24 protein-coding genes are annotated in these 18,952 nt (G+C 70.4%); 15 read left to right on the top strand and 9 right to left on the bottom strand.

What is annotated here, in order from left to right:
* The first annotated feature begins 97 nt into the window (after window positions 1-97).
* The 4 genes from nadC (at window position 98) to H6G16_RS10910 (ending at window position 4,663) form a co-directional block, all read left to right on the top strand.
* A complete protein-coding gene (gene nadC / locus H6G16_RS10925; RefSeq protein WP_190390345.1) occupies window positions 98-955 on the top strand; it encodes a carboxylating nicotinate-nucleotide diphosphorylase in 858 nt (285 codons plus the stop codon).
* 65 nt (window positions 956-1,020) lie between these two features.
* Window positions 1,021-2,826 carry an arginine--tRNA ligase gene (gene argS, locus H6G16_RS10920; protein WP_190390344.1) on the top strand — a complete coding sequence of 602 codons (1,806 nt, stop codon included), beginning with the start codon at window positions 1,021-1,023 and terminating at the stop codon, window positions 2,824-2,826.
* Window positions 2,826-3,968 carry a histidinol-phosphate transaminase gene (locus H6G16_RS10915; protein WP_190390343.1) on the top strand — a complete coding sequence of 381 codons (1,143 nt, stop codon included), beginning with the start codon at window positions 2,826-2,828 and terminating at the stop codon, window positions 3,966-3,968. Before argS ends, H6G16_RS10915 begins: the two co-directional genes overlap by 1 nt.
* Window positions 3,965-4,663 (top strand): CatA-like O-acetyltransferase, encoded by a 699-nt coding sequence (locus H6G16_RS10910; RefSeq protein WP_190390342.1) that lies wholly within the window; start codon window positions 3,965-3,967, stop codon window positions 4,661-4,663. Before H6G16_RS10915 ends, H6G16_RS10910 begins: the two co-directional genes overlap by 4 nt.
* Before the next feature lie 9 nt (window positions 4,664-4,672).
* Here the strand turns inward: H6G16_RS10910 and H6G16_RS10905 are convergent, their stop codons facing one another.
* The 6 genes from H6G16_RS10905 to prfB all read right to left on the bottom strand — a co-directional run bounded on the left by H6G16_RS10905 (window position 4,673) and on the right by prfB (window position 8,433).
* Window positions 4,673-5,407, bottom strand: a complete 735-nt coding sequence (locus H6G16_RS10905; protein ID WP_190390341.1) for an MBL fold metallo-hydrolase — start codon at window positions 5,405-5,407, stop codon at window positions 4,673-4,675.
* 24 nt (window positions 5,408-5,431) lie between these two features.
* Window positions 5,432-6,040, bottom strand: coding sequence for an aminodeoxychorismate/anthranilate synthase component II (locus tag H6G16_RS10900; protein ID WP_190390340.1), 609 nt, complete (start codon window positions 6,038-6,040; stop codon window positions 5,432-5,434).
* Between the two features lie 23 nt (window positions 6,041-6,063).
* On the bottom strand, window positions 6,064-6,477 hold the full coding sequence (locus tag H6G16_RS10895; protein ID WP_242036396.1) for a diacylglycerol kinase family protein: 414 nt from the start codon (window positions 6,475-6,477) through the stop codon (window positions 6,064-6,066).
* Between the two features lie 32 nt (window positions 6,478-6,509).
* Window positions 6,510-7,115, bottom strand: coding sequence for an rRNA maturation RNase YbeY (gene ybeY / locus H6G16_RS10890; protein WP_190390338.1), 606 nt, complete (start codon window positions 7,113-7,115; stop codon window positions 6,510-6,512).
* A 5-nt stretch (window positions 7,116-7,120) separates the two neighbouring features.
* Window positions 7,121-7,315: a DUF3285 domain-containing protein gene (locus H6G16_RS10885; RefSeq protein ID WP_190390337.1), complete on the bottom strand. Its 195-nt coding sequence runs from the start codon at window positions 7,313-7,315 to the stop codon at window positions 7,121-7,123.
* A protein-coding gene (gene prfB / locus H6G16_RS10880; protein ID WP_347238879.1) for a peptide chain release factor 2 occupies window positions 7,308-8,433 on the bottom strand; the annotation gives its coding sequence in 2 pieces (ribosomal slippage) (window positions 7,308-8,357 and window positions 8,359-8,433; 1,125 coding nt in all). Before prfB ends, H6G16_RS10885 begins: the two co-directional genes overlap by 8 nt.
* A 98-nt stretch (window positions 8,434-8,531) precedes the next feature.
* Here prfB and H6G16_RS10875 point away from each other — a divergent pair.
* From H6G16_RS10875 to gshB, 4 genes are read left to right on the top strand one after another with little or no spacing between them, the layout of a single operon-like run.
* Window positions 8,532-8,981: a YeeE/YedE thiosulfate transporter family protein gene (locus H6G16_RS10875; RefSeq protein ID WP_190390335.1), complete on the top strand. Its 450-nt coding sequence runs from the start codon at window positions 8,532-8,534 to the stop codon at window positions 8,979-8,981.
* A complete protein-coding gene (locus H6G16_RS10870) occupies window positions 8,978-9,385 on the top strand; it encodes a DUF6691 family protein (protein ID WP_190390334.1) in 408 nt (135 codons plus the stop codon). The genes H6G16_RS10875 and H6G16_RS10870 overlap by 4 nt, the downstream gene beginning before the upstream one ends.
* Window positions 9,386-9,414: 29 nt before the next feature.
* The gene (gene grxC, locus H6G16_RS10865; RefSeq protein ID WP_190390333.1) at window positions 9,415-9,675 is read left to right on the top strand and encodes a glutaredoxin 3; all 261 of its coding nucleotides are present in this window, start codon (window positions 9,415-9,417) and stop codon (window positions 9,673-9,675) included.
* Between the two features lie 3 nt (window positions 9,676-9,678).
* Window positions 9,679-10,623, top strand: a complete 945-nt coding sequence (gshB, locus tag H6G16_RS10860) for a glutathione synthase (protein WP_190390519.1) — start codon at window positions 9,679-9,681, stop codon at window positions 10,621-10,623.
* Here gshB and H6G16_RS10855 read toward each other — a convergent pair.
* Window positions 10,593-11,975 carry an isochorismate synthase gene (locus tag H6G16_RS10855; RefSeq protein WP_242036395.1) on the bottom strand — a complete coding sequence of 461 codons (1,383 nt, stop codon included), beginning with the start codon at window positions 11,973-11,975 and terminating at the stop codon, window positions 10,593-10,595. The two genes, gshB and H6G16_RS10855, sit on opposite strands and share 31 nt — an antisense overlap.
* 239 nt (window positions 11,976-12,214) lie before the next feature.
* Here H6G16_RS10855 and menA point away from each other — a divergent pair, with 239 nt between their 5' ends.
* The 5 genes from menA to H6G16_RS10830 are packed head-to-tail and all read left to right on the top strand — an operon-like array spanning window position 12,215 to window position 15,724.
* The gene (gene menA, locus H6G16_RS10850; protein ID WP_242036394.1) at window positions 12,215-13,096 is read left to right on the top strand and encodes a 2-carboxy-1,4-naphthoquinone phytyltransferase; all 882 of its coding nucleotides are present in this window, start codon (window positions 12,215-12,217) and stop codon (window positions 13,094-13,096) included.
* Entirely contained in the window at window positions 13,084-14,052 is a 969-nt protein-coding gene (locus H6G16_RS10845) for an enolase C-terminal domain-like protein (RefSeq protein ID WP_347238868.1), read from the top strand. The genes menA and H6G16_RS10845 overlap by 13 nt, the downstream gene beginning before the upstream one ends.
* Complete coding sequence (locus H6G16_RS10840) at window positions 14,049-15,287, top strand: AMP-binding protein (RefSeq protein ID WP_190390332.1); 1,239 nt, start codon at window positions 14,049-14,051, stop codon at window positions 15,285-15,287. The genes H6G16_RS10845 and H6G16_RS10840 overlap by 4 nt, the downstream gene beginning before the upstream one ends.
* Window positions 15,271-15,549: a TM2 domain-containing protein gene (locus H6G16_RS10835; RefSeq protein WP_190390331.1), complete on the top strand. Its 279-nt coding sequence runs from the start codon at window positions 15,271-15,273 to the stop codon at window positions 15,547-15,549. Before H6G16_RS10840 ends, H6G16_RS10835 begins: the two co-directional genes overlap by 17 nt.
* Before the next feature lie 7 nt (window positions 15,550-15,556).
* Entirely contained in the window at window positions 15,557-15,724 is a 168-nt protein-coding gene (locus H6G16_RS10830; RefSeq protein ID WP_190390330.1) for a hypothetical protein, read from the top strand.
* On the opposite strand, the gene H6G16_RS10825 is transcribed toward H6G16_RS10830, so the two are convergent.
* Both H6G16_RS10825 and H6G16_RS10820 read right to left on the bottom strand, forming a co-directional pair.
* Window positions 15,721-16,176, bottom strand: coding sequence for a thioesterase family protein (locus H6G16_RS10825; protein WP_190390329.1), 456 nt, complete (start codon window positions 16,174-16,176; stop codon window positions 15,721-15,723). The genes H6G16_RS10830 and H6G16_RS10825 overlap by 4 nt on opposite strands.
* Window positions 16,166-17,350 carry an NAD(P)H-quinone oxidoreductase subunit H gene (locus H6G16_RS10820; protein ID WP_190390328.1) on the bottom strand — a complete coding sequence of 395 codons (1,185 nt, stop codon included), beginning with the start codon at window positions 17,348-17,350 and terminating at the stop codon, window positions 16,166-16,168. Before H6G16_RS10820 ends, H6G16_RS10825 begins: the two co-directional genes overlap by 11 nt.
* A gap of 89 nt (window positions 17,351-17,439) precedes the next feature.
* Between H6G16_RS10820 and H6G16_RS10815 the strand changes: the two genes are divergently transcribed.
* Together H6G16_RS10815 and rsmH are read left to right on the top strand one after the other, a co-directional pair.
* Window positions 17,440-18,039, top strand: a complete 600-nt coding sequence (locus tag H6G16_RS10815) for a TerB family tellurite resistance protein (protein ID WP_190390327.1) — start codon at window positions 17,440-17,442, stop codon at window positions 18,037-18,039.
* A gap of 8 nt (window positions 18,040-18,047) precedes the next feature.
* Entirely contained in the window at window positions 18,048-18,944 is an 897-nt protein-coding gene (gene rsmH, locus H6G16_RS10810; RefSeq protein ID WP_190390326.1) for a 16S rRNA (cytosine(1402)-N(4))-methyltransferase RsmH, read from the top strand.
* The last annotated feature ends 8 nt before the right edge of the window (window positions 18,945-18,952 follow it).

Here is an 18,952-nt window from a genome sequence, read left to right as displayed (position 1 = left end):
ATGGCCTCAGGTTGCCACCCAAATCAGCCCGGTCGATCCCCTGTGCCACCCGAGTGGTGCTGCCTGCCCATCATGGGAAGGCCCGCACCGGAGGGTGATGCCCGCTGCCCACTTGCCCATCACGCCGGAGCTCGAGCCCCAGCTGCGCGCCTGGCTGGCGGAGGATCTCGGCCGCGGCGATCTCTCGGCGGTTGCCCTCGCCGGCTGCAGGGGCCGGGCCCACTGGCTGGCCAAGGCGCCGGGCCTGTTCTGCGGTGGCGTGTTGGTGGAGCCGTTGTTCCGGTTGCTGGATCCGGCCGTGCAGGTGCGGCTGTTGGTGGCCGATGGCGAGCCGGTGGGGGCGGGCCAGCGCCTGGTGGAGTTGGAGGGGCCTGCGGCTGCGCTGGTGGCGGGCGAGCGCACGGCCCTCAATCTGGCGATGCGGCTCTCCGGCATCGCCACGGCCACGGCGGCCCTGGTGGCCCAGCTGGAGGGAACGGGGGTGCGCCTGGCCGACACCCGCAAGACCACGCCGGGCCTGCGGCGGCTGGAGAAGTACGCCGTCCGCTGTGGCGGCGGCATCAACCACCGCCTGGGCCTCGACGATGCCGCCATGCTCAAGGAAAACCATCTGGCCTGGGCTGGCGGGGTGGCGGCCGCGCTGGCGGCGGTGCGGGCGGCGGCCCCCTGGCCGGCCGCGGTGATCGTGGAGGCTGAAACCGCCGCCGAGGCCATGGCGGCGGTGCAGGCGGGGGCCGATGGGGTGCTGCTCGATGAGATCCCGCCGGCGGAGCTGGCCGCCCTGGTGCCGCAGCTGCGGGGGCTCGCCCAGGGCCGGCGGCTGGTGCTGGAGGCCTCCGGCGTGCAGCCGGACCAGCTGCGGGCCTACGCCGCCACCGGCATCGATCTGATCTCCACCAGTGCGCCGATCACCCGCAGCGGCTGGCTCGATCTGAGCATGCGTTTTGACCCCTGACCGCTGCGGCCCCCCGGCCGATCGGGGGGGATGATCAGTCATCACCTTGCCCAGGCCCCGGCCCCATGCTCCGCATCGCCCAAACCCTGAACGGCCAGTTGCTGGCGGCCATGGAGCGGGCCTTCCCGGAGGCGGCTGAGGGGGCCCGAGCGGCGGGCCAGCCCCTCGATCCCCAACTGGCGCCGGCCACCAAGCCGGAGTTCGGGGATTTCCAGGCCAATGGGGCCCTGCCCCTGGCCAAGCCCCTGGGCCAGCCACCCCGGACCATCGCCACGGCGATCGTGGCGCAGCTGGCGGCCGATCCGGCCTTTGCCGAACTCTGCCTGGAGCCCCAGATCGCTGGCCCCGGCTTCATCAACCTCACCCTGCGCCCCGAGCGGCTGGCCGCCGAGGTGCAGCTGCGGCTGGGGGATGGGCGCCTGGGGGTGCCGAGTGTTGCGGACGACGGCGGCGCACCGGCTCCGGTGATCGTGGACTTTTCCAGCCCCAACATCGCCAAGGAGATGCACGTGGGGCACCTGCGCTCCACGATCATTGGCGACTCGTTGGCCCGGGTGCTGGAGTTTCGCGGCCATTCGGTGCTGCGGCTCAACCACGTGGGCGATTGGGGCACCCAGTTCGGGATGCTGATCACCCACCTCAAGCAGGTGGCACCCGAGGCCCTGATCACCGCCGATGCGGTGGACCTGGGCGATCTGGTGGCCTTCTACCGCCAGGCCAAGCAGCGCTTCGATGACGACGAAGCCTTCCAGACCACCTCTCGGGAGGAAGTGGTGAAGCTGCAGGGTGGCGATCCGATCAGTCGCCGGGCCTGGGGCTTGCTCTGTGATCAGAGTCGCCGGGAATTCCAGACGATCTACGACCGGCTCGACATTCGTCTGAGCGAGCGCGGCGAATCCTTCTACAACCCCTACCTGGAGGCAGTGGTGGCCGATCTGGACGCCGCTGGACTGCTGGTCACCGACGACGGGGCCCGCTGCGTGTTCCTCGAGGGGGTGAGCGGTAAGGACGGCAAGCCCCTGCCAGTGATCGTGCAGAAGAGCGATGGTGGTTTCAACTACGCCACCACCGATCTGGCGGCGATCCGCTACCGCTTTGCCCCCGCGCCGGGTGGCGATGGCGCCCGCCGGGTGATCTACGTGACCGATGCCGGCCAGGCCAACCACTTCGCCGGGGTGTTCCAGGTGGCCCGGCGCGCTGGCTGGATCCCCCCCCACGGCAGCGTGGAACACGTGCCCTTCGGCCTGGTGCAGGGGGAGGACGGCAAGAAGCTCAAAACCCGTGCCGGCGACACCGTGCGGCTGCGGGATCTGTTGGATGAGGCGGTGGAACGGGCCGAGGCCGACCTGCGCCGGCGCCTGGCGGAGGAGGAGCGCAGCGAAGACGAGGCCTTCATCCAGCACGTGGCCACCACCGTGGGCCTGGCGGCCGTGAAGTACGCCGATCTCAGCCAGAACCGCACCACCAACTACCAGTTCAGCTTTGACCGCATGCTGGCGTTGCAGGGGAATACGGCCCCCTATCTGCTCTACGCGGTGGTGCGCATTGCGGGCATCGCCCGCAAGGGCGGTGCTCTGGCGGCGGCCGCGGCGGAGCTCCACTTCACGGAACCCCAGGAGTGGGCCCTGGTGCGGGAGCTGCTCAAGCTCGATGGTGTGATCGCCGAGGTGGAGGAGGAATTGCTGCCCAATCGGCTCTGTACCTACCTGTTCGAGCTCAGCCAGGTGTTCAACCGCTTCTACGACCAGGTGCCGGTGCTCAAGGCCGAAGAGCCGGCCCGCGCCTCCCGCCTGGCCCTCTGCCGCCTCACCGCCGACACCCTCAAACTGGGGTTGGGTTTGCTGGGCATTCCCACCCTGGAGCGGATGTGATGGAGCCGCAGCAACCTGCCCCCTGGCCCTTGCCGCCAACGGCCCGTCCGGAGGTGGAAGGCCTCCAGGCCTACAGCGCTCCGCTGGAAGGCCGGCGGGGCCTGCTGCGGCTCGACTTCAACGAAAACACCGTGGGGCCGAGCCCGCGGGTGGTGGAGGCGATCCGGGCGATCCCCGCGGATCAGTACGCCGTCTATCCCGAGTACGACGGCCTGCGGGAGGCGGTGGTGGCCAACCTCATGGCCACTGGCGTGGGCCAGCCGCTCAGCCCCGAGCAGGTCGGCCTCTTCAACGGCGTCGACGCGGCGCTTCACGCCACATTTCATGCCTATGGCGACCGGGGCGAGACGTTGCTCACCACAGTGCCAACCTTCGGCTACTACACGCCCTGTGCCCAGATGCAGGGCATGGCGATCGAGGCGATTCCCTATCGCCTGCCGGATTACGGGTTCCCCTTGGAGGAGATCCGCGCTGCCCTGCAGGGCAGCGGGGGCGACGGCCAGCCCCATGGGCGCTCGCCGCGCATGTTGCTGATCTGCAACCCCAACAACCCCACCGGCACCCGCCTGGCGCCCCAGCCGATCCTGGAGCTGGCGGCGATGGCGCCCGGCACCCTGGTGGTGGTGGATGAGCTCTACGAGGCCTTCACCGGCGACAGCGTGCTTCCGGTCGCCGATTTCGCAGCGACGCCGAACCTGCTGGTGTTGCGCTCCATGGCCAAGACGGCGGGCTTGGCGGGCCTGCGCATCGGTTTTGCGATCGGTTCGGCGGCGGTGGTGGATCGGATCAGCCGGGTCACCGGGCCCTATGACATCAACAGTTTCGCCGTGACAGCGGCCCACGCGGCCCTCGCCGATCAGCCCTACGTGGACGGCTACGTGGCCGAGGTGCGGCGGGCCCGCGATTGGCTGGTGCAGCAGCTGCGGGGGGCCGGTGTGCGCCACCACGCTGAGGGAGGGAACTACCTGCTGATCTGGCCCGATCGGCCCCCCCAGGAGGTGGAGCAGCGGCTGCGCCAGAGGGGCATCCTGGTTCGCTCGATGGCCGGTAAGCCATTGATCGAGGGGTCCCTGCGGGTGAGCCTTGGCACCACCGAGCAGATGGGACGCTTCTGGGCGGCTTACAGGGCCATCACGCCATGAGCGGCGGGCTCGAGTCCTATGGCCTGCGGCCCCTGACCAGCGACGAGCGTCAGGGCTGGCTCGACTGGTCGCTGGATTTTTTCAGCGATGCCCTCACGCCCCAGAGCCCCTACCTGGACATCACCCTGGCCGTGGATGTCACCCAGGCCTGGCATCGCCACGACGCCCGTGGCCAGGAGGGTTCCTCGTTGTTTGCCTGGCTCACCTGGTCGCTGTTGCAGACCTTGGCCCGGCACCCCGGCTTTCGCATGCGCCAGCTGGATGGGGAGTGGTGGGTGGTTGAGAACCCTCCGCTGGTCGTCCCCGTGGCCGTGGGCGGTTCCCAGCGCTTTGTGGAGATGGTGCTGCCCGATGGAATCGGCAGCAGTTGGGAGAGCTATGCCAGCCGCTATGCCGAGCAGCTGGCCAGGCTGCGGTCCGGTGTCGTGCAGCGCGCCGCTTGGAATGAATTCAGCCTGGGCGTCTTGTTTGGCAACCTGCCCCATCTGGCCTTCACCGGCTTGACCCTCCATTCCCATGGGGGCGATGCGGCCGGTCGCTGCAGTTTCTACGCCGGCCAGCGCCACTGGCAGGGACATCGGCTGATCATGCCCCTTGCGGTGAAGCTCCACCATGCTTCGGCCGATCCTTGGTTGCTGGACCAGCTGTTGGCGGACTGGCGCCGTAGCTACCTCGATGCCTGGATCAACCCCTGAGGCCGCGCCCTAGCGCATCACCTCGATCACCATCCCTTCGCCCAGCTTGCCGGGCAGGCCGAGGGTGCGGCCGGTCCGCTTCACCGGGGTGCCGGCCATGGCGTCCAGGAAGGGCTGCACGCTGGTCTGGTCGCAGTCTTTCGGGGTTTTGCCGCTGACGTACTGCACCGGGATCACCCGGCGGGGCTTGAGCTCGCGCACCACCTCGGCCGCTTCGGCACCGGTGTACACCTTGGCGCCGCCGCCCACGCCGATGATCAGCACATCGGGGCGCCCCAGCATCACCTTGTCGGAGGGGCTGAGCTTGGCCGCGGTACCTCCCAGGTGGGCGATATCGAGGCCGCCCTGTTTCCAGCGCCACAGGGTCGACTGGCCGAAGCGGCGACCGCCGACGCGGTCGTGGGGGCCCGCAATGCCTTCGATCGCCAGGCCCCCCACCTTGTAGGAGCCCGGCTCCACCAGCATTTTGCCGCGGGCCACCGGTGCGCCCTCATCCAGCAGCCGGCTGCTGGCCAGCACCACGGTGGCGCCCACCCGAGGTTCCGCCAGGCCGGCGGCACAGGCCACGGCCTTGAACGGGTTGATCAGCACGCTGGCCCCGCCGCCACTGATCAGCAGGGCGCTGTGGCCGTAGCTGGTGATCGTGACGCCACCGCCGGCCAGGGCCGGGCCGGCGGCCAGCAGGGCGGTGCCCAGGCCAAGAGAGCTCAGGCTGAGAGCGCCGAGGGTGGGCAGCAGACGCATGGTGGGGCGGCAGTCGGCGTGACGCTAACCCAGCTGGGCGGGGCTGCTCGCCTGGCGCAGGAAGTTGGCCAGGAGGGCGTGACCTTCCTGGGTGAGCACGCTCTCCGGGTGGAACTGCACCCCCTGAATGTGGGGGAAGCTGCGGTGGCGCAGGCCCATGATCGTGCCGTCCTCGAGCCAGGCAGTGATCTCGAGGCAGGCGGGCAGGCTGTCGCGCTCGGCGATCAGGCTGTGGTAGCGGGTGGCGGTGAGCGGGTTGGGCAGGCCCTCGAACACGCCCTGGCCGCTGTGGTGCACCGGTGAGGTCTTGCCGTGCATCAGCTCCTTGGCCCGCACCACCTTGCCGCCGTACACCTGGGCGATCGACTGGTGGCCCAGGCACACCCCCAGGGTGGGGATGGTGGGGCTCAGTTCCCGCAGCACCTCCAGGCACACCCCCGACTGGTCGGGGTCGCCGGGGCCCGGTGAGATCAGGATGGCGGCTGGGGCCAGGGCGCGGATCTGCTCGAGGCTGAGGGCGTCGTTGCGCTCCACCCGCAGGTCGGCGGCAATGGGATGCTCCGCCGCCAGCTCCCCCAGGTACTGCACCAGGTTGAAGGTGAAGCTGTCGTAGTTGTCGAGAACGAGAAGCATCGCCGCGCCTGGCCTGCCCCCATTCAAAGGCCCAGCCGGCTCAGCAGGGGCGGCACGAGCAGCAGCAGGGCGATCATCAGCGAGGACAGGGCCGCCACCAGCACCGCCGCGGCGGCGCAGTCCTTGGCGATCCGGGCCAGGGGGTGGAACTGGCGGCCGATGGCCAGATCCACCACCGCTTCGGTGGCGGTGTTGAGCAACTCCAGCACCAGCACCGCCGCCACCGTGAGCACCAGCACCGCCAGCTGGGCCGTGGGCAGCTGCAGCCACAGCCCCAGGCCGAACACCAAAGCCCCGGTGAACACGTGGATGCGGAAGTTGCGCTGGCTGGCAAAGCCATAGGCCAGTCCCTGGGCTGCGTAGCGGAAGCTGGCGGGGAGGTCGCCGGCCACTTTCCAGGCGCCAGCCCGAAGACGCCGCCCCCGACGCTGGGACATGGGTTCGGGCTGGGGGATGGGAAGCGGGCTGGTCATGGCTCCGCAGGCACCTTAACCAGCCGTTCCTGGCGCGCCAGCATGGCCTCCAGGCTGGCGTCATCGGGGTGGTCCCAGCCCAGCAGGTGCAGCAGGCCGTGGCTGGCCAGAAACAGCAGCTCCTGCTCCAGGCTGTGGCCGTGCTCGGCGGCCTGGCGGGCCGCCGTGTCCACCGAGATCACGATGTCGCCGAGCTCCAGGGGTTCGCCCTCCCAGCTCTCTGCCTCCGAGCCGTCCTGCGGGAGCAGGGGAAATGCTGCGGCGCCGTCGAGATCGTCGTCCTGGGCGGCGAAGGCCAGCACATCAGTCGGGCCGCTCTTGCCGCGCCAGTCGGCGTTGAGGGCGGCGATCTCCGCATCGCCCACCAGGCTCAGCCCCAGGCTGTAGGCGGGGGATTGCAGCTCGCCCTGCAGCTCGGCCTGCAGGGCGCTGAGCCAGGCCGCCAGCAGCCCATGCCAGGGATCCGCCCCCTCCAGGGGATCGAGCCAGGTGCCGCCGGCTTGCTGCAGCCCCGGCTCCAGATCCGGGTCGGCTGAGAAGGCCAGGTCGAGGTCGACCGTGGCGGCCGGGCCCGGGGGCGTGGGGTTGGCGTCCGCCCTCATCCCGCTCAGCCCCCGGGAATCTGGGGCCGGCCCAGCCAGGCGATCAGCACCAGAAAACCGGTGAGGCCGAGGGCGGTGAGGCCGAAGTGAAACAGGCTCTGGCGGCCCTTGCGCACCATGTTGCGCATTGCCAGCTTCACGAAGCTGGGGTTTTCGCCGGAAGGCTCTGGAGCCGGCGGGGGACCTTGGGGATCAGTCATCGCTGCTGGCTCCCACCTCGACGCCGGCGTGCAGCAGGCTCTGGATGAAGGGGTCGAGGTCGCCGTCCATCACGCCCTGCACGTCCGTGGTTTCGTGCTGGGTGCGCAGGTCTTTGACCATCTGGTACGGGTGGAAGACGTAGTTGCGGATCTGGTTGCCCCAGGCCGCCTCCACGATGTCGCCGCGGATGTCGGCGATCTCGGCGGCGCGCTGCTCCTGGGCGATCACCAGCAGCTTGGCCATCAGCAGGGCCATCGCCTTCTCCTTGTTCTGCAGCTGGGAGCGCTCCTGGGTGCAGCGCACAAACAAACCCGTGGGGATGTGCAGGATGCGCACGGCCGTTTCCACCTTGTTGACGTTCTGGCCGCCGGCGCCGCCCGAGCGGGAGGTGGTGATCTCCAGATCCTTATCGGGGATGTCGAGCTTCACCTCCTCCTCAATCTTGGGCATCACCTCCACGCCGGCAAAGCTCGTCTGGCGCTTGTCGTTGGCGTTGAACGGCGAGATCCGCACCAGCCGGTGGGTGCCTTTCTCGTTGCGCAGGTAGCCGTAGGCGTAGCGGCCTTCGATCTCGATCGTGCAGCTCTTGATGCCCGCTTCCTCCCCCTCGCTGAGTTCGTCCACGCTCACCTTCATGCCGTGGTCTTCGGCCCAGCGCGTGTACATGCGCATCAGCATCAGGGCCCAGTCCTGGGCGTCGGTGCCGCCGGCGCCGGCGTTGATGCTGATCACGGCGCCCTCCTTGTCGTAGGGGCCGGAGAGCAGGCGCTCCAGCTCCCAGCGATCCAGATCGGCGCGCAGCTTCTGCAGGGCTGCGTTCGATTCGGCCAGCAGCTCCTCATCGGGCTCGAGGCCGTAGAGCTCCACGGTGGCCTCGGCATCGGCCACGGCCGTTTGCCACTGGGCTAATTGCTCGAGCTGGGCCTTCACCTCATCGAGCTGGCGCATCTTCGCCTGGGCCTGCTTCTGGTCATCCCAGAAATCGGGCTGGGAGGCCAGCTGCTCGAGGTCCTGTTGCCGGGCTTTCAGGGCAGGGACGTCAAAGACAGTCCTGGGCATGGCCCAGGCGGTCAGTGAGCTCGGAGAGGTCGCGTTTGAAGTCGGTGAGGTCGAGCACCGGTGTGGCGGCGGTCAAAGTTGGATCGGCTGGGCGGGGTTTGACCGTACTCAACGGCGTCGCCTCCATGACAATTGGGGTTGCCTCTGCGTCCTGCAATGGTGTCCCTGTTTCCCCATGGCATCGCCAGCTACCTCGGCGGTGGACTGGTGATGGGTGCGGGGCTGGCCCTGCTCTACCTCACCCTGGGGGTGAAAGCTGGTGCCAGCTCCTGCCTGAGCTCCACGCTCACCTACTTCACTCCCCTGACGGCCGAACGCAGCTCCCGCGACTGGCGCCTGGCCATGGCCCTGGGCACGGTGGCGGGCGCCTGGCTCTGGGCCCTGCTCCAGCAGGGCTTCTTCCACACCGCCGTGGCCCCCTGGCGGCTGGCCCTCGGCGGGGTGCTGGTGGGCTATGGCAGCCGGCTCTCCTCCGGCTGTACCTCCGGCCATGGCCTGATGGGCCTGGCCTCCGGCTCCCGGGCCTCGCTGCAGGCGGTGCTGGTGTTCATGGCGGTGGCCATCGCCACGGCCCAGGTGCTCTGGCACAGCGGGGTGCGGCCATGAACCGCCTGCTCTGGGCCGCCGTTGGCGGGGTGCTGTTTGGCTTCGGGCTGGCCTTCAGCGGCATGGCCCGCCCGGAGGTGGTGCTCAGCTTCCTGCAGCTGCGCGATCTGGGACTGCTGCTGGTGATGGCGGCGGCGCTGGCGGTGCTGGTGCCGGTGTTTCAGCTGGCGCCGCGCCTGCGGGCCCGCACCGTGCTGGGGGAACCCTTCTCCACCGAGGTGAAGCCCTTCCACCGGGGCCTGATTCCCGGGGCGGTGCTGTTTGGCCTGGGCTGGGGTCTGTCCGGGGTCTGTCCCGGGGCCGCCGTGGCCAGCCTGGGGCTCGGCAATGGGGCGATTCTGATTGCCTTGGCGGGGATGCTGCCGGGGGCCTGGCTCTTCGGTCGCCAGTCGCGCGCTGCCTAAGATCCGCCCACCTGAGGGAGAGGGCGCTGATGGCCGCCACTGTTGAGATCTACACCTGGCGAGCCTGTCCCTTCTGCATCCGTGCCAAATCCCTGCTGGACCGCAAGGGGGTGGCTTACACCGAGTTCGCCATCGATGGCGATGAGGCCGCCCGCGCTGAGATGGCCGCCAAGGCTGGCGGGCGCCGCAGCCTGCCCCAGACCTTCATCAACGGCCAGCCGGTGGGCGGTTGCGACGACCTGCACGCCCTCGAGCGCTCCGGCCAGCTCGACGTCCTGCTGGCGAGCTGAGTGGTGGCCTCCCAACTGTTCGTGATCGATCCGATCGCGCGGCTCAACCCCGCCAAGGATTCCAGCGTCGCCCTGATGCAGGCGGCCCAGCGGGCCGGGGAGCAGGTGTGGGTGTGCACCATGGCCGACCTCTCCGCGGCGGAGGCCCCTGGGGGCCACGGCGCCTGGGTGGTGGCCCAGCCCCTCGAGCTCCAGGCAGGCGATCCCTGGTATGCCCTGGGAGCCCCCCAGCGCTGCCCCCTCACCGCCTTTCCGCGGGTGTGGATGCGCAAGGATCCGCCGGTGGATGAGGCCTACCTCTACGCCACCCACCTGCTGGAGCTGGCCGAGCGCCAGGGGGTGCGGGTGCTGAATCGCCCCTCCGCCCTGCGGGCCTGGAACGAGAAGCTCAGTTCCCTGCGCTGGAGCCACCTGATGGCCCCCACCCTGGTGGCCAGCCGGGTGGAGGCGCTGGCCGCCTTCACGGCCGAGCACCGGGAGGTGGTGCTCAAACCCCTGGGCGGCCGGGCTGGCCAGGGGGTGGTGTTTGCCTCCGCAGCCACCCCCGGACTGCGGGCCCTGCTCGAGCTGGTGACCGCTCAGGAGCAACTGCCGGTGATGGTGCAGGCGTTCCTGCCGGGGGTGAGCGCCGGCGACAAGCGGATCCTGCTGGTGGACGGGGAGCCCCTGGGGGCGGTGAACCGCAAGCCCACCGGCGGAGAGTTCCGCAGCAACCTGGCGGTGGGTGGCTCTCCGGAGGCCACCGAGCTGAGTGGGGCCGAACGGGCCATCTGTGCCGAGCTGGCGCCGGCGCTGCGGGCCGAAGGCCTGTTCTTTGTGGGCATCGACGTGATCGATGGCCGGCTCAGTGAGATCAACGTCACCAGCCCCACCGGGGTGCGGGAGGTGGAGCGGTTGGCGGGGATTCCCCTGGCGGATCAGACGATGGAGCGGTTGCTGCGCAGCTGAGCCGGCAGGTTGAGCTGCTGCTGCAGTACCCCCAGCTTGAGGGCCACTTCCTGCAGCTCCCGCTCCACCGTGGAGCCCCGCACCAGGCCCGCCCCGGCCGTGAGTTCGAGCCGATCGCCCCGCAGGGTGCCGCTGCGGATGGCCACCCGCAGGTCGGCGTCGCCGGCGCTGTCGATCCAACCGATCGGCGCGGCGTAGTGGCCCCGTTCAAAGGGTTCGAGGCTGCGCAGCCAGGCCATGGCCTCGCGCCGCGGCAGCCCGGCGACGGCCGGGGTGGGATGGAGGGCCGCGGCGATGGTGAGGGGTTGCTGGGCGCCCAGGGCTGCCGTGATCGGCGTGTGCAGGTGTACCAGCTGGCCGTGGCGCGCCAGGCGCGGGTGGCGTGGCCGGCGGGGGCTGAGGCCTGCCTGGCTCAGCACCGCCGTGATGGTGTCCACCACCAACTCGTGTTCGTGGCGGTCCTTGCTGGAGTGCAGCAGGGCCGTGGCCTGGTCGCCGGCGGGGGCCGTGCCGGCCAGGGCATCGCTGCGCAGCTGGCCCTGCCGCACGGTGAGCAGCCGTTCGGGCGAGGCTCCGATCAGGGCGGCTCCCTGGCGCTGCTGCCACAGGAAGCGGCAGCTGCCGCTCTGATGGCGTCGCAGGGGGGCCAGCAGCTCCAGGGGGTCGGGGGCGGCGTCGAGGCGGAGCTCCTGGCGCACGGCCAGCACCACTTTTTCCAGTTCGCCCCGCTCGACCCGGGCCAGGGCCTCCTCCACGGCGGAGCGGTAGCGCTCCTGCCAGCTGGAGCTCCAGCGCAGGCCCACCCCCCCGGGGGCGTCCCGATCGGGCCTGCTCGGATCAGCCACCAGCCGCTCCAGGCTGCGGGCCTGTTCCCAGAGCTCCTCGGCCAGCTGCCGGGGTGTCACCCCGCCGCCGATGGGGCGCTGCAGCCGCAGCCAGCAATGCTGGCCCTGGCGGCTGAGTTGCCAGCGGGGCAGCACGGCCTGCACGCCCGGCACCCCATCCGGTTCGCTCTGCAGGGGCGCATCGAAAAAGGCGAAGGCCAGCAGCACCCGGGGGCGGGCCAGGGGCGGCCCCAGGGGGGCGGCGGCCAGGCGGCTGAGGCTGGCACTGGCAAAGCGTTGGGCCAGCTCGAAGCGTCGGGGGCCGCTCAGCTCCAGGCTGTTGGTGCGGCCGGCGGCGGCGATGCAGAGCCCCGGCGCTCCATCCCAGAGAAAGCGGAAGCCGTCGCCGGCGGTGGGTTCGAGCTGGGGCAGCAGCAGCATCGGGTCGCCGCCGGCCAGGGGCAGCGCCAGGCTCAGCACGCCGTCCTCCTCCAACTGGCGCGCCTGGGCGTTGGCGAGGGCCAGCAGGTGGGTGAACGAATCACCCGAGGGTTCGGTGAAGGAATGGGAGGCCTGCACCAGAAGGGGGCGGGGCCGCGACGAAGAGCTGCTCAAATGTATGGGCCCAGCAGTGGCTGCCGTCTGCGGCCCCCATCCCTGTGCCCAAGGTCGTCGCAAGCCGTTACGCCAGCCATCCGGATGCCCCCCCCGATGGGGCCCCTCCCTCCGACCGCCGCCGGCTGTGGAAGGCGGCGATCAAATGGCCCATGTACGCGGTGGCGGTGATGCCCGTGCTGCTCGCCGCCGGCTGGCGTTTTGGCCGGGCCGAGCCCGTGCGGGTCGAGCAGCTGCTGCTGTTTCTGTTGGCGGCGGTGCTGCTGCTGGCCTGGGAAAACCTGGCCAATGATGTGTTTGACGCCGACACCGGCGTCGACACCCACGGCAAGCCCCATTCGCTGGTGAACCTCACCGGCCGCCGCGACCGGGTGGCCTGGTGGGCCAATGGCTGTCTGCTGGTGGGCCTGGCGCTGATGGCCCTGGTGGCCTGGCGCAGCGCGCCGGTGGTGCTGGCCCTGGTGCTGGGCTGCTGCGGCCTGGGCTACCTCTACCAGGGCCCCCCGTTCCGCCTGGGCTACCAGGGCCTGGGGGAACCCCTGTGCTGGCTGGCCTTCGGCCCCCTGGCCACCGCCGCCGGTCTGCTGGCCCTGGCCCCTGCGGCGGCTGGGGCCGCGGTGCCCTGGCGCACCGCCCTGATGCTGGGCAGCGGCCCCGCCCTCGCCACCACCCTGGTGCTGTTCTGTTCCCATTTCCACCAGGTGGAGGAGGACGCCGCCAACGGCAAGCGATCGCCGGTGGTGCACCTGGGGACGGGCCCGGCGGCGGCGCTGGTCCCCTGGTTTGTGGCCGGCACCCTGGCCTTGCAGTGGGCGCCCGTGCTGGTGGGGCCGGTGGCCCAGCGTTGGCCTTTGACGGCCCTGTTGGGGATCGCCGGCCTGCCCCCGGCCCGCCGGCTGATCCGGTTGCTGCGTGAGCACCACCACGAGGCCGGGCGGATCAGCAGCAGCAAGTTTCTGGCCCTGCGCTTTCAGGCCCTCAATGGGTTGGGGTTGGCGTTGGGACTGGCCCTGGGGCGCTGGTGGCCGGCCTGATCCGCCTGGAGTGGCGGCCCTTTGGCTTTGCCCTGCCCCAGCCCCTGGCCACGGCGGCGGGCACGGTGCGCCAGCGGCGTGGCTGGCTGCTGCGGGCCCAGGGGCCCCAGGGGGAGCTGGGCTGGGGCGAGGCGGCCCCTCTGGATGGGCCGCTGGACCCGCTGGCTGCGGCGATCGCTGCTCTCGGCTCCGCCCAGCCCCGTGAGGGTCTGGAGGCCGCCCTGGCGACCGGCGGCCTGCCACCGGCCCTGGCCTTCGCCTTGGGGGGCGCCCTGGCCGAGCTGGCTGGCCTGCCGCGGCGCCGCTGGCTGGCGGCACCGGCTTCGGCCCGGTTGCTGCCGGCCGGGCCGGCGGCTCTGGAGGCCCTCGATCGCAGCGGGCCGGCAGCCGTGGTCAAGTGGAAGGTGGCTGTGGTGGCCGATTCCCTGGAGCGTGCGGTGCTCGAGCAGCTGCTGCAGCGCCTGCCGGCGGCGGCGCAGCTGCGCCTCGATGCCAATGGCGGCTGGTCCCGGGCGACGGCGACGGCCTGGGCCGAGCGGCTGGCGGATGAGCCCCGGCTGCAGTGGCTGGAGCAGCCCCTCGATCCCGCCGATCAGGCCGGGCTGGCGGCCCTGGCTGAGCGCGTGCCGGTGGCCCTCGATGAATCGCTGCAGCGGCAGCCCGCCCTGCGCCAGAGCTGGCCAGGGTGGCAGGTGCGCCGGCCCAGCCAGGAAGGGGACCCCCGGCCGCTGCTGGCGGCCCTGGAGCAGGGCGCTCCGCGGTTGATGGTCAGCACGGCCTTTGAAACCGGCATTGCCCGGCGTTGGCTGGACCATCTGGCCGCCCTGCAGGCCGAGGGCCCCACGCCCGTGGCGCCCGGCCTGGCACCCGGCTGGCAGGCGCCCGGGGGCCTGGCCAGCCGGGATCCTGAAGTGGTTTGGTCCGCCGCGCCAATCACCGGAGCCCAGGCCCCATGACGCCCGAGCAGCTCCAACAGCTCTGGGCCTCCGGCCAGATCGTGGCGCTGGCCGGCCCGGCCCGCCGCGATCAGGAGGCGCTGGCGGCGGCGGTGGGCCCTGGGGGCCTCGGTCCCCTGCTCCGGCAGTGGGGCCCCGGGGTGGTGTTGGGCAGCGGCGGCAGCAGCGGGGAGCGCCGTTGGTGCCTCCAGCCCCTGGCCCATCTGCAGGCGGCGGCGGTGGCCAGCGGCCACTGGCTGGAGGCCCGGGGGCTCGAGCCCGGGGCCTGCCTGCATCTCAACCCCTTGCCGCTGCACCACGTCAGCGGCCTGCTGCCCTGGGTGCGGGCCCAGCAGTGGGGCGCCGGCCACCGGCGCCTCGACCCGGCCTGGATGCGGGATCCCACCCAGGTCGCGGCCGCCGTGCCGTTGGATCCCGGCCGTCCGGCCCTGCTGTCGTTGGTGCCCACCCAGCTGCAGCGGTTGATGGCGGCTCCGGAGGGGGTGGCCTGGTTGCAGCAGCTGGCGGTGGTTTGGGTGGGTGGGGCGCCGTTGCCCCCCCAGCTGGCCGCGCAGGCGCGCCAGGCCGGGCTGCGGCTGGCCCCTTGCTACGGCGCCACGGAAACGGCCGCCATGGTGTGCGCCCTTCCTCCCGAGCGGTTTCTGGCGGGGGTGGCGGGCTGCGGTGCGCCCCTTGCTGATGTGGAGTTGCGGCTGGCCGCATCAGGGGCCGTGGAGGTGACCTGCGGGCGTCTCAGTCCGGGCTGGCTGGAGCACGGCACCTTGCGCCCCCTGCCCCGGACGGCGGAGGGCTGGTGGCGCAGCGGCGATGCCGGCCGGCTGGGACCGGCGGGGCTGGAGCTGTTGGGACGCCTCGACAGCGCCATTCACAGCGGCGGGGAAACCGTGTTTCCCGAGCCGTTGGAAGCCCGGTTGCGGGCGGCTGCTCAGGCAGTAGAGCTGCCCGTGGAGGCGTTGCTGCTGCTGGCGGTGGACGATCTCGACTGGGGCCAGCGGCTGGTGGCCCTGGTGCGGCCATCTCCTGGTGCGCTCCCCTGGCCGGAGCTGCACACTGCCCTGGAGGCCCTGTGTGCGAGCTGGGCCCCGGCGGAGCGTCCCTGGCGCTGGCTCCTGTGCCCGGAGCTGGCTCCGACAGCGCTGGGTAAATGGCAACGCACCCGTTGGCGGGCCTGGGTTGGCGAGCTAGAAGCGGTGCAGACCCCAACATCCGCAGCGGCCGATGTCGACCCTCTCTGACACCGAAATCAGCAACAAGAAGCTGGCGGCGGGTCTCACCGGCATCTTTTTGGGTGCCTTCGGGGTGCACAAGTTTGTGTTGGGCTACAACAAACCCGCCATCATCATGCTGGTGGTGTCGCTCGCGGGTGGTGTGGTCACCTGTGGCCTCGCCAGTTTCGTGATGGGGGTGATTGGCTTGATCGAGGGAATCATCTACCTCACCAAAACGGACGCGGAATTCCAGGCCCAGTACCTGGATGGTCAGAAAGAGTGGTTCTGAGCCAGCCATGGCCAGGGCGCGACTGACCAATCTGGTGCCCCTGCTGGCGGCGGCCGTGCTGAGCGTTCTGGCGGCAGCGGCCATGCCCCAGGAGGGCCTGCATCCCTTGGCCCTGCTGGCAGCCCTGCTGCCGCTGCAATTGGCGGCGCTGCTGTACGTGTTCCGCCGGCCCTAGAGGGGCTGAACCCCCTGGCCCAGGCTCGAGGCTTCCAGCCAGCGTTGGATGGCTGCCGGCAGGGGGCAGCGCTGGCGGGTGTCGGCGCCGATGGCCAGATGGCGGGTCAACCCCCGGGCCACCTGTTTGTCGCCACTGCGGAAGCCGTAGTGCACCTCGAAGGATCCGGGGTCGAGGCGGCGGGGTTCCAGTTGGATCGCCAGGGGATCGCCGCAGGCCAGAGGCGCCAGGAAATCGGCACTGCAATGCACGATCGGCAGCGCCACCGCCAGCCTCTCGCCCGGTCGCGGGAAGACGTCGCCAGCAGCTAGGCCGAAGCGCTCCAGGCTCTCCTCGTAGGCCTCATGGCACCAGCGCAAGAGCTGGTGAAAGTGCATCACTCCGGCCGCATCGGTGTCGCCGAAGCGCACCGTGCGGCAGAGCAACAACCAGGCGCTGGAATCAGCGGTCAACCGACCCCATGATCACGTCGATGGAGCCGAGGATGGCCATGATGTCGGCCACCTTGGCCCCCTTGAGGATGTGGGGCAGGATCTGCAGGTTGTTGGAGTCGGCGGCGCGGATCTTGAAGCGCCAGGGGGTGACGTCGTCGTTCCCCTGGATGTAGACGCCGATTTCGCCCTTGCCCGATTCCAGCCGGGTGTAGAGCTCACCGCTGGGGATTTTGAAGGTGGGCGCCACCTTCTTGGCCACGTACTGGAAGTCGAAGGCCGATGACGGGCCGCCCTTGCCCTCGGCCATGCGCTGGGCTTCGAGGTTTTCGGTGGGACCGCCGGGGATCATGGCGCAGGCCTGGCGCAGGATTTTGAGGGATTCGCGCATCTCCTGCACCCGCACCCGGTAGCGGGCGTAGCAGTCCCCTTCCTGTTCGCAGGCCACGGTCCAGTCGAAGTCGTCGTAGCACTCGTAGTGATCCACCTTGCGCAGGTCCCAGGGCACCCCGGAGGCCCGCAGCATTGGGCCGGAGAGGCTCCAGTTGATCGCCATCTCTTTGGTGATCACACCCAGGCCTTCGATGCGGCGGCGGAAGATCGGGTTGTTGGTGATCAGTTTTTCGTATTCGTCGATCTTGGGGCCAAACCAATCGCAGAAGTCGAGGCACTTCTCCAGCCAGCCGTAGGGCAGGTCGGCGGCCACGCCGCCGATGCGAAAGTAGTTGTTGTTGATCAGCCGCTGGCCCGTGGCCGCTTCCCACAGGTCGTAGATCATCTCCCGCTCGCGGAAGATATAGAAAAACGGCGTCTGGGCACCCACATCGGCCAGGAAGGGGCCCAGCCAGAGCAGGTGGTTGGCGATGCGGTTCAGCTCCAGCATCAGCACGCGGATGTAGCTGGCGCGCTTCGGCACCGGCACATCGGCCAGCCGCTCGGGGGCGTTCACCACGATCGCCTCGTAGAACATGCCGGCCGCATAGTCCATGCGGCTCACGTAGGGCACGAACATCACGTTCGTGCGGTTCTCGGCGATCTTCTCCATGCCGCGGTGCAGGTAGCCGATCACCGGCTCGCAATCCACCACGTCCTCGCCGTCGAGGGTCACCACCAGCCGCAGCACCCCGTGCATCGAGGGGTGGTGGGGGCCGAAGTTGACCACCATCGGCTCCGTGCGCGTCTCCAGCTGCGTCATGGGGCCGTGGCCTGCAAAGCTTCGACGGGATCTTAGGAAAGAGTTCCGGCTCCTAGGCTGGCTTGACGCTCTGAGCCGCGGCTGGATCCATGGGCAGGCCCCGGCTATCCCTGTTGCAACGGCTGCTGGGTCGTCCTGCCGGCGCCCTGGCCCACTGGCTGTTGGCCTCCCGTCGCCAGCGGGCCGCCCGGGTTCGCGAGCAGCTGGTGGACAGCCTGGTGGCCGCCATGCCCTCCTCCCTGGAGGACAGTGCGCTGGGCCTGGCGATCCTGGAGGGAGCGCTGGCCGTCAGCCTCGCCGATGGCCGCTTCGACCAGGAGGAATGGGAGCTCTACGCCAGTTGCCTGGCCCGGTTGAATCTCTCCGACCAGCAACGCCAGGGCATCAGTCTTCAGGGCACTCCCGATCTGGGCCGGATTGCCACCCGCCTCGCTGCCTTGGAGAATCCCGCCCAGCGGCTGGAGATTGGCCGCTGTTTCTGCCTGTTTGCGGCGGCGGATGGGGAAGGATCCGGGCAGGAGTTGGGTGCCCTCCAGACCCTCCTGCAGGCCCTGGACCATCCCGAGCTGGAACGGGACCTGCCGGATCTGTGCCGCCGCTTCCGGCGCTCCGAAACCTGGTGGCAGCGCCAGTGCGGTGCCCTGGGGGAGAGGCTGGCCCGCTGGGCTTCTCCCCATCGCCGGCGTTAGGGCGACCCATGGCCGATCTCCCTGGCTTTGACCATGTGCCGGTGTTGGCGGAGCCGGTGGTGGCTGGTTTCGCCGGGCTGGCCCCCCTGCTGGCGGCCCAGGGTGGGGGGGTGTTGGTGGATTGCACCCTCGGTGGTGGCGGCCACAGTGCCCTGCTGCTGGAGGCCCATCCCCAGCTGCACCTGGTGGGCCTGGACCAGGACCCCCTGGCCCGGGCCGCCGCCGCCGCGCGCCTCGCCCCCTTTGGACAGCGGGTCACCATCGTGGCCAGCAATTTCGCTGCGTACACGCCCCCAGGACCGGTGCTGGCGGTGCTGGCCGATCTGGGGGTGAGCAGTCCCCAGTTGGACGGGGCGGAGCGGGGCTTCAGTTTCCGCAGCGATGGCCCCCTCGACATGCGCATGAACCCCGAGGCGGGCGAGACTGCCGCCGCGTTGCTCGCCCGCCTGGAGGAGGGCGAGCTGGCCGATCTGATCTATGCCTATGGGGAGGAGCGGCTGTCCCGCCGCATTGCCCGCCGGATCAAGGACCATCTGGCCAGCGAAGGGCCCTTTCCGGGCACCGCCGCCCTGGCCTATGCGGTGGCCGGGTGCTATCCGCCAGCAGCACGGCGGGGCCGCATCCACCCGGCCACCCGCACCTTCCAGGCCCTACGCATCGCCGTGAACGATGAGCTGGCGGCGCTGGACACCCTGCTGGATCAGGCGCCGGATTGGCTGGCCCGCGGCGGCCTATTTGGGGTGATCAGTTTCCACTCCCTGGAGGATCGGCGGGTGAAAACCGCCTTCCTCGGCGATGAACGGCTGGAGCGGGTGACCCGCAAACCCCTGATCGCCTCTGCGGAGGAGCAGGAGCGCAATCCGCGTAGCCGCTCTGCCAAGTTCCGGCTGGCCCGGCGCCGCTAGGGCCCATC

Origin of the sequence: Cyanobium sp. FACHB-13342, from assembly GCF_014697415.1 — a bacterium.
In the GTDB taxonomy this organism is placed as follows: domain Bacteria; phylum Cyanobacteriota; class Cyanobacteriia; order PCC-6307; family Cyanobiaceae; genus Cyanobium_A.
This window is presented reverse-complemented; position numbering and strand designations above follow the sequence as displayed.

Excerpts from the sequence above, each read along its gene's own strand:
- menA (WP_242036394.1), top strand. The coding sequence starts at position 12,215 with ATGTACGCGGTGGCGGTGATGCCCGTGCTGCTCGCCGCCGGCTGGCGT.
- H6G16_RS10895 (WP_242036396.1), bottom strand. The coding sequence starts at position 6,477 with ATGTCCCAGCGTCGGGGGCGGCGTCTTCGGGCTGGCGCCTGGAAAGTG.
- H6G16_RS10840 (WP_190390332.1), top strand. The coding sequence starts at position 14,049 with ATGACGCCCGAGCAGCTCCAACAGCTCTGGGCCTCCGGCCAGATCGTG.
- grxC (WP_190390333.1), top strand. The coding sequence starts at position 9,415 with ATGGCCGCCACTGTTGAGATCTACACCTGGCGAGCCTGTCCCTTCTGC.
- H6G16_RS10905 (WP_190390341.1), bottom strand. The coding sequence starts at position 5,407 with ATGCGTCTGCTGCCCACCCTCGGCGCTCTCAGCCTGAGCTCTCTTGGC.
- nadC (WP_190390345.1), top strand. The coding sequence starts at position 98 with ATGCCCGCTGCCCACTTGCCCATCACGCCGGAGCTCGAGCCCCAGCTG.
- ybeY (WP_190390338.1), bottom strand. The coding sequence starts at position 7,115 with ATGAGGGCGGACGCCAACCCCACGCCCCCGGGCCCGGCCGCCACGGTC.
- argS (WP_190390344.1), top strand. The coding sequence starts at position 1,021 with ATGCTCCGCATCGCCCAAACCCTGAACGGCCAGTTGCTGGCGGCCATG.
- H6G16_RS10830 (WP_190390330.1), top strand. The coding sequence starts at position 15,557 with ATGGCCAGGGCGCGACTGACCAATCTGGTGCCCCTGCTGGCGGCGGCC.
- H6G16_RS10915 (WP_190390343.1), top strand. The coding sequence starts at position 2,826 with ATGGAGCCGCAGCAACCTGCCCCCTGGCCCTTGCCGCCAACGGCCCGT.
- H6G16_RS10910 (WP_190390342.1), top strand. The coding sequence starts at position 3,965 with ATGAGCGGCGGGCTCGAGTCCTATGGCCTGCGGCCCCTGACCAGCGAC.
- H6G16_RS10815 (WP_190390327.1), top strand. The coding sequence starts at position 17,440 with ATGGGCAGGCCCCGGCTATCCCTGTTGCAACGGCTGCTGGGTCGTCCT.
- H6G16_RS10835 (WP_190390331.1), top strand. The coding sequence starts at position 15,271 with ATGTCGACCCTCTCTGACACCGAAATCAGCAACAAGAAGCTGGCGGCG.
- H6G16_RS10885 (WP_190390337.1), bottom strand. The coding sequence starts at position 7,315 with ATGACTGATCCCCAAGGTCCCCCGCCGGCTCCAGAGCCTTCCGGCGAA.
- H6G16_RS10900 (WP_190390340.1), bottom strand. The coding sequence starts at position 6,040 with ATGCTTCTCGTTCTCGACAACTACGACAGCTTCACCTTCAACCTGGTG.
- rsmH (WP_190390326.1), top strand. The coding sequence starts at position 18,048 with ATGGCCGATCTCCCTGGCTTTGACCATGTGCCGGTGTTGGCGGAGCCG.
- H6G16_RS10870 (WP_190390334.1), top strand. The coding sequence starts at position 8,978 with ATGAACCGCCTGCTCTGGGCCGCCGTTGGCGGGGTGCTGTTTGGCTTC.
- H6G16_RS10820 (WP_190390328.1), bottom strand. The coding sequence starts at position 17,350 with ATGACGCAGCTGGAGACGCGCACGGAGCCGATGGTGGTCAACTTCGGC.
- H6G16_RS10875 (WP_190390335.1), top strand. The coding sequence starts at position 8,532 with ATGGTGTCCCTGTTTCCCCATGGCATCGCCAGCTACCTCGGCGGTGGA.